A 12,326-nucleotide genomic window follows, 5' to 3' on the forward strand; every position below is an offset into this window, starting at 1 on the left:
AATTTTTTTATTTCGAAACGTCAATATTTAATATTTTTTAATATATCCTTGCGTTTCTTTAAAAGGCGGTACACCTCCATACTTTCTTACATTGCCAGGACCAGCATTATAAGAAGCAAGTGCCAAAACGAGATCCCCGTTATTTTTCTTTAAATAACTAACAAGTTCTTTCACTCCAGCTTCAATATTTTCCGCTGGTGAAAATGGATTTTGCACACCTAGTTCTCTCACATTTTCTGGCATAAGTTGCATTAATCCCTTTGCGCCGGCATGAGATACCGTTTTCGGATTAAAATCCGATTCGACTTCGATCATTTTTTGAATTAATGTTTTCGGAACTCCGTATGTACGACTTACTCGTTCAATAATATCCATATACTTCCCTTCATTTCCAGAACGTATTTTTTGAATATTATATTTCTTTGTTAATCCCCACGCGTCTACACTCTCATTCTTCGTTTCTGGGAAACGGCGCACAAATTCTTTTTGTGCCGTTTGAACCTCTGCTACCTGCTTTGATTCAGACATCTCAAGTTGTTGAGTCGATTGGCTCATTTCGTCTACTTTTGTAGGCTGCGCAGTAGCTTTCACCTCTTTCACTGGAGTACTTTGCAATGTTTCATGAAAACGACTGCTTACAAAAGATTGAGGACTACTTAACTTTTGCTGAATTTGTCCTTTCTTATAGGAAAGAACTTCTTTTACTATATTTCTAATCATCATAATATCACCTTTTCGGTAAACAAAGATAATCTAATATTAGAGTTTTTTTAAAAAGTTTGCAATAATCCTTTTCGTAATATGTAATAAAAAAATAAAAAAAATGTGAAACTGTTATTTTTTATATTCATTCATTCAAATTTTTAGTTGACACTTGCTATAACAAGGATTACAATAAATCTCGAAATTGATTTTTTTGTATATTATCGTTTTGAGATTTACAAAAAAATAAAATAAAATAAAAAATGGGGGTTCTTAATAATGAGAATCAATACTAACATTAACAGCATGCGTACTCAAGAGTACATGCGCCAAAACCAAGAAAAAATGAATACTTCAATGAACCGTTTATCAAGCGGTAAATCTATCAACAGTGCAGCTGACGATGCAGCAGGTCTTGCAATCGCAACTCGTATGCGTGCAAACGAAGGTGGTTTAAACGTTGCTTCTCGTAACTCACAAGATGGTAAATCTATGATTCAAACAGCTGATTCAGCATTAAACACAGTATCAAACATCTTACTTCGTATGCGTGATTTAGCAGTGCAATCTGCCAACGGTACAAACTCTACTACTGACCGTAAAGCTCTACAAAAAGAGTTTACACAATTAACTGACCAAATCAACTATATCTCTAAAAATACACAGTTTAATGGTACAGATTTAATGTCTGACAGTGCTAGTACAATTAACATCAAGTCTACTGACGCATCTAAAGCTGATACAATTAATATTGAATTGAAAACAATTAACGCATCTTCACTACAAATTAACAACTCAAAAATCGAAAGTGCTAGCGATGCTGATACTGCAATTTCAGCTATCGATAAAGCAATTAACTCTATCGCTGATCACCGTGCAACATTAGGAGCAACATTAAACCGTTTAGATTACAACATTGAAAACTTAAACAACCAAGCAACTGCTATGGCATCTTCTGCTTCTCAAATTGAAGACGCTGATATGGCAAAAGAAATGTCTGAAATGACAAAATTCAAGATTTTAAGTGAAGCTGGTGTAAGCATGCTTTCTCAAGCAAACCAAACACCACAAATGGTAAGTAAATTATTACAATAATCCATTTACAAACAAAAAATACATCTTTTCTTTGAAAAGGTGTATTTTTTTATATTAATAAACAAATTCTGTAAATTAAAATATATCTCTTCTTCATAATCATTTTTATCCATACTCACATTATTTTACTTAATTTTCAAATTCAAATAATATACGTATTTAGTTAAATTATTTTTCTTAGAAAAAGGCTGTGTAGAAAAAACTTCTAAACAGCCTCAAAATGATATTTACCTTTTCAAATCATATACTTAAAAACGTCTCGTTATATTCTAAAGAAGGTCCAAATGTATTAATTAATTCTGTTAATTTTTTAGTATCCTGACCTAATATTACATATATCTCTGCTGCTAAGTAATAGAAATCTGTATATGAAGGAGCAATTAAAAAAGCTTTATTTAAAATCTCAATTGCCTGCTTATATTGTCTTGTTTCTATTAAACACTTCACCAGCCACTTTATAGCAATTACCTGATCTTTTTTTGAAAGCTGTGATAGCAATAAGTTGAGCTGTTTAATTATAGTATCAAAACGATGATTTAAATAGTGATCTCTAAGTTCCCTCATCCAATTTGAGATAAATTGGAAACTTGAACTTTTACTTATTTGAATAGGAAGTACAATCATCTCTTCTGGTGCAATATCATATTTCTTTTTCTTGTTCATCAGTCGATTCTCTACTCTTACTAGTGGTGTATTAAATACATAACATGGATAATTTATTTGTATTCCATATTCTACGTCTAATCCAAGTGATAAAAGTCTTTGTAAGTATAAAATACTTCCCTCTTCTATCTCTTCCCCTTCAGTTAACCAGAGACACCACTCTTCTGGCATACCCTCTTGAATTTTATTCATGTATTCAATCATCTTTTGATCATTTAAATTCACTGGTAATTTTTCCACTCTTAAAAGCAGTCTATGTGGCGACACCTTTTCAGATTCCCATACTTTTATTGCACCAAATAAGTATTCTTCCCATTGCACCATAATTTTTTCCCATTTAAACTTTTCAGATGTTAAATAACCTGCTTTAATCAGATTCTTTCTTTTTTCCTCATTATCAATTAAATCAATTAAACAAGAAGCTAAACTGTCCGGATTACCAATTTTTCCAAGTACACAATTCACTCCATCTATACCGTATTCCTTTATCCCTTCATTATCAGTAGATATTACGGCACATCCACATGTCATTGCCTCTAATGGTGGTAAAGGAAAAGATTCATAATAAGAGCCCGAAATAAATATATCACTTGATCTATATATTTCTCCTAGCTGTTCCTGACTAGGATTAATAACTAATTCGCCATCGAACTGAGATTTTGGTGTAGTTTGACTAACCCAAACTTCATCAAATTCACGGCCCGTTCTTCGTACAATTTTTAAAGCTTCTCTGACAATGGAAATTCCTTTAAAATGATTATTTTCTTGTCCCACAAATAACACTTTTAATTTATCATGCGGCTTGTTATTCACTATTGGTGGATAAAAATAATTATCGTTTAAAGCATTATGAAGTATTTTCCCCTTACAACCAAAATTTTTATCTAATGTATCCATCAATACTTTGGAGACTCCTACTACAGGGATAGGAAATCTCCATATCTTTTGGTAAAACTCCTTAGAAGATTGTGGAATTTTATCAAACTCGTAAATATAGACATCTCCTTGTTCAAATAAAATTACTGGTGCGTTACCTAACAGATAACATTCAGGTACTTGATCAGCTACTGTACACACAATAATATCTACATCTGGAATAGATTGCACAAAACTCGATTGTTGAAGTGCTTGTATATACTTAGCTTTTATTTCTTTCCAATCTGGCTTTGCATCTCTAGAAATAATAAATACTTCATGACCTCTATCTACCAACTGATTTGTATGTTCTAAAATAATTTTCGCCCCACCACAAACACGTGTATGATTCATAACATATGCAATTCTTAATTTCCGTTCCAATTTTACTGCCTTAAAATTAGTATATACTCTTTCTCTTTTCTTTTTGTTATTTACAGATGAAGTGGCTTTTAATAAAGTCTCTATTCTTTTAAGTCTATTATCAATTATATATTCATTAATGTTCACAAATTTCGTCCTACCTTTTTATCATCCATATATTTACACCATAATTCGAAAAATGAGTATATTTTTCTGATATTCAAATCTTTAATCTGATCTTCTCTTGTAGCCTTCTTCACAATATTATTGATTGTTTCTTGTATACTTTTGTTGGTTAAAATAGCTGAAACCGACTTTGACGTCTTTTTTTTCGCAATTAAACCACAATACGGTTTAATGTGACAATCTGGTAAGTCTATGGAATCAAAAAACGGCTTAGATTCCATAATTAATGATATTAATTTTTGCTTAGTTAGACTGTCCGGGATTTCATCTATCCAGAAATCAAATTCTCCAAAATAACCTGAAAAACAAATTTCAAAATCTAGCAGCGAAAGTATCTTTTCCCATACTTCAGGATACATTGATGCTGTATTATGTCCTTCATAATTTTTAAAATCTAAAAACATACGCATAGCTCTCAATGGGAAGCCCGAGAAATTAGGTACTTCTATAACTAAATATCCATTCTCCTTAACCATTTCACTATGTTTTAATAAAACATCCAGCCAATTTGAAAAATGTTCTATAAAACCAAAAGAGCAAACAATATCATGCTTAGTAGTAGAATAATCCAAACTGAAAAAATCTTGTTTTTTAAACTGTCCAATAGAATATCCTAGCGATGATAGATAAAAAGGCATACTTTCTACTTTAGGTGTTAAGTCTATACCATTCAAAGTGTAACCCGCATCACCAAAAATCGTTAGAAACCTTCCTGGAAAACACCCGATTTCTATACAACTTTTTCCTTTTCCCATTGGAATATGTTCATTAATCCAAACTCGGAAAGGGTCATTCTCAGCCGGTTTATATATATCTAAGTTTTCATATAGTGTATCCCAGTGGTTTTGGTTTACTAACCCTTTATTCTCACATAAACCATCTGATGTATTATTAGTAGTAGAATATATAGCAGCTACTTGCCTGTAAACCTCTTCATGTTTTTCAACCATTATATCAATTGAAAATTTTTCTTCTGCATCTTTTCGCCCTTGAATTCCCATTCTTTTCGTTTCTTCTCGATTTCTAATCATATATTGAAGGCATTCAGATAATTGGTCACTATTTTCAGGTTCAAATAATATACCATTCTTTAAATGTTGTACTTGTTCATTCATTCCGTTTACTTTACTACATATAATTGCACATCCAGACGCCATAGCCTCGATTACAGAAAAAGGGAAATTTTCAAGTCTGGATGGTTGTACAAATACATCAAATTTCGGCAATTCTTCTTGTAATACTTCCCTTGGTACGTGTCCCTTAAATTTAACTGGTAATTGATGCATTTTCACTATTTGCTCTAGTTTGTCCCTTTCAGATCCATCACCAAACATTGTTAATTCATATAATAGGTTTTCTTTCTTTAATGCTATAAGTGCTTGCAGAAGTATATCATATCCCTTAAGATGATATAAATTACCTGTTGTTGCAATTTTAATTATTTGATTATTTTTTTGTTTAACTTGAAAATCTGAAACATTTATTCCGTTATGAATAACAAGGCGTTTTTCAGGAACAATTAGTGGTAAATTTTTATCTAAATACGAGCTTACAGTAATAATTTTATCTGGAATATTTACAGCTTCATCATCGTATTCCTTATAAAATTCAGCATTTTTCCGATTCTTTTCCCACATAAGCGTTTCACTATATATACATCCATGAATTGTCCCAACTAAAGGGATATTCGGAAAGACTTCCTTAATCACCGAATTCAATAAACCTATTTGTGAGTGAATTACGTCATAAGTAGAGTTTACAGAGTTTAAAATTTGTTTGTGAATAAATCTTTTTACTTCTGTTCGTATTACATGTTCTGGTACTTTCCCCTTAAATTCACTATTCAATGCATTTTGATATTCAACTATACGTTTTATATCCTCTTGGTTTAACTTTTTCACATCTGTATAAGAAACTAAATCTACTAAATGTCCTTTTTTTTCAAGCCCACTTTTCAGTGTTTGAATATAAGTATCTACTCCTCCCTCACATGGATGAGCATCATAAGCAACTATTAGTATTTTCATTTTTACGCCCCTAATTATTTTTATATTTTCTTAATACATTAAATTTCACTCTTTTAAATTGTCCTTTTTAAAATTTTATAATTAAATTTTAAATAGACATCAACAATTTTCCCTTCAACCAATTACTATCAGAGAATTCCTGAATCGCTTTTGATATAATTCCTTCCGTATCGCCTTGTTCTATCTCTATACTATACTTATAAAAGCGAAAATCTGCTTTAAATTTCTGTAGTGCTTCAAGAGCAATACGATAGGCTTCTTCTTGATTCTCATGCATAAGCAAATATTCAATAATATTCACATATCCTTGCTTAGTAACATGATTTTCATCTGATAACTGATAAAAATCCATTGCAATTTCTTCATATGCATTGTTATAAAATAAATCAGCAATTTTAGCATAAATTTGCTTTGGAAATAAACTTGTGTACGAAATGAGTTTTTCTACAAATTCTTCCTTTTGAAAACATATTGCTTTCTCTAAGATTGGTAAATATTCATCTTGTTTTAGTTTCTTCGCATTTTTTGTTTTATTAAATAAATTGTAAAATACATGTTTAAATTTAGAATTTTCTAATATATTTTGAACATGTGCATCTTTTGTCATTGCATATAATACAATAAGGTCCGCTATATCGAATACTTCCATTTGTATACCATACATCAAATTATCTATTGTAAATTGTAGGGGTTCTTCCGCAATAATCATATTTGCTTTCAATTGCAACGAATGAATAAGTAACTGTTGTTGATTTATAAAGTCATTCATAAGTAGCAATGCTACTTTTCCTAAACCTAAATCTAGTAACAGTTTTAATACTTCGGTACGAATATAATCTGATTTAATAATCTGACGGGTGCTTATAAAATCATATATTTCTTCTGGAGTATGATATTTACTTAATAAGCTAATAATATTTACAATGATTTTAACGGATGAATCATTTTCATTTAGTGCTTCTACATAATGTTGTAAAGCTTGTTGATGTTGTCTTTCTTGTGTATAGATTTCACCAAGCCTTACATGTGGAAGGAATGTTTTTGCTCCAGCATTGAAAACTGCATTTTGATATATCATATTATTAGAAATAATGTGTGTATATACTTCTTTCGCATCATCAAAACGTTTTTGTTTAAAATAAATCTCACCTTTCCAAAACGGAAAGTCCGGTGCTGTAGAAAAGACTTCTTCTGCATCATTAATAATTACGATTGCTTCTTCATAACGCTTTAATTCCACTAACATCTCAACAATAAAATATAAGCATCTACTTACCCATTCTTCATAAACATCTTCTTTATTCTGATAAGCCTTTATAAATGACTCCAATGCTTCTTTTGTTTTTCCTAAGCTTCTAAGCTCTTGTCCGTAGTTAAAATAAGTAAAACCATCATTGTTATTAGATTTTAATGCTTTCTTTAGAATATCCATATTTCTCTTTCGTTTATTTTTCTTCTTAACTACATTTGGTAAATATCCATAATGATAAAGTTTTAATGCTGAAAAGACTAATTCTTGTCGTCCTTCTCCTTTTTCTACAATTTGTTCATGAATAGCTCCCGAAAAATGAAATTCTCCGTTATTTTTGTAAATCCTTTGCATATGATTCATGGATAAATTCTCTCCATATTTATCCGAAAAACTATTAATTTCAACTGCATACACATCAAATTTATTATCATGCGATTGGATTTCCTCTATTGCAGCAGCAAGATTCTTTGGATCTACACATTCATCCGCATCAATTGCAAGAATCCATTCACCACTTGCTTTAGAAGCTGCAAAATTACGTGCTTCCGCAAAATCATTTGTCCATTCAAAGTCATATACTTTATCTGTAAACTCTTTTGCAATTTCTTTTGTAGTATCTGTTGAACCTGTATCAACTACAACAATCTCATCCACTCCACCTTGCAGAGATTCTAAACATTTTCTTAACATATCTTCTTCATTCTTTACGATTAAACATGCTGATATAAATGGTTTCATATTACTTTTTAACTCCTTTATGTATAAGAATATATCATCCTATAATCATTATATTACCATTTTACATGTTTTTTTAATATTTTTTTATAAAATATTAAAACTTAATAGTATGGTATTTAAATTCCAATAAAAATTTTTTATACTTAAATATAAAGGTGGTGTACAAAAATATGAAAATTGGAACAAATATACAAGTTCTACAAATGCTAAATCAAAACGAAACATACGGAAACCAGACAGCAGAACACTCTACAACCAGAAAACGAATGAATCATACTGCTAACAATGATAACGAGCTTGTTCTTGCAACAAGAATGCATGTGAGAGAGCAACAAGTGCATATAGCAATTCGCAATAATGAAAATGCTATTTCGTTATTACGCAGGATGGACACTTCTTTACAAACCATTAACCGTATATTAATACGAATGCGTGATATTGCTGTACACACGGTCAATGGTATAGATTCTAGTGTAAATCAAAATACTCTAGACAAAGAGTTTCAAGAGCTTATAAAACAAATTAGCTATATAAGTAATAGAAATTCTTCAAGTGATATTCTATCATATAAATATGAAGATAACATAAAAATCGTAGTTAATGATCTTGGTAATACTATTAATCTTTTATCTTCTTCGTTACAAAAACGTCAACAAATTAATAATTCTTCTTCTAAACCAACTAACATCATAGCTTCAACCGCTATCAATAAAATAGATTTAGCTTTACAAACTATCTCACTCTATCAAGAAGATATCAAGACGCTTGTAAAGCGCTTATACTTTAATATTGAACGTTTAACTAATCATACAACCACTATGGTCGACGCTACTCCTCATATGAAAGATGCCGATATAGTGAAAGAAATGAGCGAGTTTGTAAAAGATAAGCTTCTAACAGAAATCACATTAAGTACGGTTTCACAAGCAAATCAAGTGCCACAAATGATATTAACGTTACTACAATTATAATTTGATATCCCTTTCTATAATCGAAAAGATTTCATACAAAATAAAAGGGAAATACATATCTTATTATGTATCTCCCTTTTATTTTGTACCCAAATTTTTATTGTGTTACTGTCATCACTTGTCCATTGCGGTCAATCATAATCTTCATTTTACTATCTTGCGCATTGTACAATCCTAATTTATGTAAATCTTGTTTACATACATCTACAAAATACGGGAGCGAACGAATTTGATCAATATCAGAACTCGTAATGAAATGAATCAAATGATGTGTTATTTCTTTCACATCTGTAAGTAATTCTTCTTTTTCGCGATTTAACCGCTCATTTTCCTTTCGTAAGAACTCAAGTTCACCTTCTAGATCATTCGTATCAGTCTCTTCTTTCATACGCCCTGCGGCTATGCTAGACAACTTATAAATCCCTTCCATAAACTGATGAAGTTCATACTCTTTTTTCTCACTATGCTCGCTAATCGTTTCAAAATTATCGACAATTCCTGAAAGTACTGTAACAAGGTTATACTCCGTCCCTACTTTTGAAATATCTGTACTAGCTATTTCTCTTCGCTCTTGTTTCCACTCTGGGCTTGTTTCTTTCACCGTTACATATTTACGTTTACGTCCTGGCTTTTGTTTTTTTATATTTTCAAACGGTATTTCTTCTTTTTTTAATTTATAATACGTATTTTGTAATTGACTCTCCGTTTTTTGAAAAAGATTCAATTCTTTTTTACTAATATACTTTGAAATGTTAGCAATGTTTAAATCATGACGTTGACAAAATTGATACACTGCATATAGTAGCTCGAGTTCAGACTTTAACCATGTAATATTTGATTTTTCGTATGCTGACATCCCGCCATTTTTTTCAATATCTATTTGAAATAATACCATTCTATTATATAAATCAACTAGCTCTTCATACCCAACTTGAAATTGTTTTTCGATTTTTTTAAATTCTGATTCTAAATATGTATCGTTTTTCTTATCATTTGACATGTTTTGTAAAAGACTTAATACATTAATCGCTTTGTGGTGATACATAATTTGTGTCACTCCCCCCTCATTCTTTCACAATATTCATGTTATTTCCGTCTTTCTAGAAATTAGAAAGTTTTTTCACATCCACATTATACCATTTCTAAATTGTCTGTCAAATAATAAACAGACAAAAATGTATAAAAAATATCGAAATAGAATAAATCATTTTTTTATTATTAAATGTTTTATTAAACTCAAAATATCTTTTTCTTATTTATACAGAGGAAACCTTACCCTGTAAATTATATAATACAACTCTTACAACTTCACCGAAAAAATTTTGCGGCTTTACGAAGTGAGAAGATGCTATTCCTTCATAAGATATATCATATTTTTACTTTTTCTCTTTCATTTCAAACATAAAAGTCTTATTTTATTACTCCATGTAATAAAACCTCCCAGCTTAATATTCAAGAAGAATATTGGACTGGGAGGTTACAATTAGGTGAATATATACTCTTTTTTCATAGAAGTGTTATTTTATAAAACAAGCTTATCAACTAAACCGATTAATTCTTGAATATCTGGTTTACTTACTTGTGCATTCGCTCCAACAGATTCACCTTTATGGTATAGTTCATTTGTAATAAGAGAAGAGAAGATAACGACTGGTAATTTGTTCATTACTTCATGATCTTTAATTACTTTTGTTAAATGATGTCCATCCATTTTTGGCATTTCAATATCTGTGATAAGCAAATGAATATGCTCAAACATTTTTTCTCCTTGTTCCTTCGCCAACTTTTCAATTTGCGCTAAAGCTTCTGCACCATTACTGAAGAAATTCATTTTTGTATATCCTGCTGCTGATAACGTTTCTTCTAAGATTTGACGAAGCATTGCTGAATCTTCCGCAATGTAGATAATTTTTTCTGCACGATCTGTTTTTTGTTCTAGTCCTGAAAGTTTATTTGCTTCATAGCTAGTATTACTAATCTCACAAACAATTTTTTCATAATCTAATAATAAAATAATTTTTCCATCCAATTTTACAATTCCAGATGTTGTTTCTTCAAGCCCCATTGATAAAGAAGATGGCTCATCAATTTGTTCCCAAGAAATACGCTGAATACGGTGCACTTCATCTACTCGGAAAATAACTTTCATTTGATTGAGTTCTGAAATAATAAACTTTGTTTGATCCAGTGGTTTTGTAGATTTTAAATTTAACGCTGTCGCAAGATTAATAACTGGTAAGATTTCACCACGTACTTGCACAACACCTTCAACCGCATGATGAGATTCTGGCACAGATGTGACAGGAAATGGATTAATAATTTCGCGCACTTTCATTACGTTAATACTAAATAAATTTTCGCCAACAGTATATGTAACGATTTCTAATTCATTTGTTCCGCTTTCTAATAAAATACTTTGCGCTTGTGACATATAGGTGTCGCTCCCCTTCCAATGTTCCTTATATTCATTTATTAAATTTAAAAATAAACAAAAGTCATCTATCTAACAAAAATGACAGATAGATGGCTCATGAACCTATTCTTGTATAAATGAAGCTAACGCCTCTAATAATACTTCTTGTGCCTCTACAATTTCCGATGGAAGTGATTCCCATTTTTTCGCAAGTTCTGTTTCCACTTTCATTCGTAAAGATGGTTCCATTGCTGCTAATACATATTCTTTTGTTGCAATATCTACATCAAGAAGAGAAAGTACATAGAGTTCAGGGTCATTTATCTTTTGGAATAGTTTCTTTAATATAGCAGGTGCAACATGTTTTAATTTTTCAATATGAATTTCTCTATTTGAAAATAATAATTCATATTGAATAAACGTTACATTCTCTTTTATTACTTTAAAATAACAGTTGTTCTTCTTATCATTAACAAAGTAACCGTTGGGATCAGCAATAATACTCTCAACCTTTCGAATTAAATCGGGTAAGCTATTTGCTGACATAATCGTACGTTGTTCCATTTCACTCGGTGAAATGAATGTAACTCGATATTTATTTTGTACCATATGATATGCTCCTTTCAGTCTCATTTAAGAAGCAGCTAGTAGTTCAATGTTATTGAACCAAAATGCCAATTGTTGTTCTGTAATACTTGACAGATTAATAAAAAATTCCCGGCACTTCATCACATCTGTAAAAGCTTGATATTTCCAATTGTTTTCACTATAAATACCTACAAAATAAAATTCATGAATTCTCCCAATAACAGCTTGTCTTTCTCCAAATGTATAAGGCGGAATTTTCTTTATTTCAAATTGATCCGGCAAATAGCGATGTTCTTCTTGTTCTATTTTTATAATTTGTTTTGCAAGTTCTGGCTTATCTTGAAAAAAAGGTAATTGTAAAATTCGTTCTTGTCTTGTCATAATCCGAAAAAACCCTTTCCATCTATCAGATA

9 protein-coding genes and 1 pseudogene are annotated in these 12,326 nt (G+C 30.7%); 2 read left to right on the forward strand and 8 right to left on the reverse strand.

The window, feature by feature from the left end; translation table 11 throughout:
- Positions 1 to 7 precede the first annotated feature (7 nt).
- Positions 8 to 723, reverse strand: a pseudogene (locus tag MR063_RS05325) (lytic transglycosylase domain-containing protein).
- 258 nt (positions 724 to 981) lie between these two features.
- On the opposite strand from MR063_RS05325, the gene MR063_RS05330 reads away from it, so the two are divergent.
- On the forward strand, positions 982 to 1,797 hold the full coding sequence (locus tag MR063_RS05330; RefSeq protein WP_012093867.1) for a flagellin N-terminal helical domain-containing protein: 816 nt from the start codon (positions 982 to 984) through the stop codon (positions 1,795 to 1,797).
- Positions 1,798 to 2,037: 240 nt separating this feature from the next.
- On the opposite strand, the gene MR063_RS05335 is transcribed toward MR063_RS05330, so the two are convergent.
- The 3 genes from MR063_RS05335 to MR063_RS05345 all read right to left on the reverse strand — a co-directional run bounded on the left by MR063_RS05335 (position 2,038) and on the right by MR063_RS05345 (position 7,941).
- A complete protein-coding gene (locus tag MR063_RS05335) occupies positions 2,038 to 3,885 on the reverse strand; it encodes a glycosyltransferase (RefSeq protein WP_012093866.1) in 1,848 nt (615 codons plus the stop codon).
- On the reverse strand, positions 3,882 to 5,951 hold the full coding sequence (locus MR063_RS05340) for a glycosyltransferase (protein WP_012093865.1): 2,070 nt from the start codon (positions 5,949 to 5,951) through the stop codon (positions 3,882 to 3,884). The genes MR063_RS05335 and MR063_RS05340 overlap by 4 nt, the downstream gene beginning before the upstream one ends.
- Positions 5,952 to 6,039: 88 nt before the next feature.
- Entirely contained in the window at positions 6,040 to 7,941 is a 1,902-nt protein-coding gene (locus MR063_RS05345) for a tetratricopeptide repeat-containing glycosyltransferase family 2 protein (RefSeq protein ID WP_012093864.1), read from the reverse strand.
- Between the two features lie 170 nt (positions 7,942 to 8,111).
- Here MR063_RS05345 and MR063_RS05350 point away from each other — a divergent pair, with 170 nt between their 5' ends.
- Entirely contained in the window at positions 8,112 to 8,912 is an 801-nt protein-coding gene (locus MR063_RS05350) for a flagellin (RefSeq protein ID WP_242194998.1), read from the forward strand.
- A 97-nt stretch (positions 8,913 to 9,009) separates the two neighbouring features.
- On the opposite strand, the gene MR063_RS05355 is transcribed toward MR063_RS05350, so the two are convergent.
- The 4 genes from MR063_RS05355 to MR063_RS05370 form a co-directional block, all read right to left on the reverse strand.
- Positions 9,010 to 9,957, reverse strand: a complete 948-nt coding sequence (locus MR063_RS05355) for a DNA-binding domain-containing protein (RefSeq protein WP_012093862.1) — start codon at positions 9,955 to 9,957, stop codon at positions 9,010 to 9,012.
- 477 nt (positions 9,958 to 10,434) lie between these two features.
- Positions 10,435 to 11,343, reverse strand: coding sequence for a chemotaxis protein (locus tag MR063_RS05360; protein WP_012093861.1), 909 nt, complete (start codon positions 11,341 to 11,343; stop codon positions 10,435 to 10,437).
- A gap of 105 nt (positions 11,344 to 11,448) precedes the next feature.
- Entirely contained in the window at positions 11,449 to 11,934 is a 486-nt protein-coding gene (locus tag MR063_RS05365) for a hypothetical protein (RefSeq protein WP_012093860.1), read from the reverse strand.
- Positions 11,935 to 11,958: 24 nt separating this feature from the next.
- Positions 11,959 to 12,294: a DUF3964 family protein gene (locus tag MR063_RS05370; protein WP_012093859.1), complete on the reverse strand. Its 336-nt coding sequence runs from the start codon at positions 12,292 to 12,294 to the stop codon at positions 11,959 to 11,961.
- Positions 12,295 to 12,326 lie beyond the last annotated feature (32 nt).

Origin of the sequence: Bacillus cereus group sp. BfR-BA-01492, assembly GCF_022662815.1 — a bacterium.
Lineage (GTDB): Bacteria > Bacillota > Bacilli > Bacillales > Bacillaceae_G > Bacillus_A > Bacillus_A cereus_BD.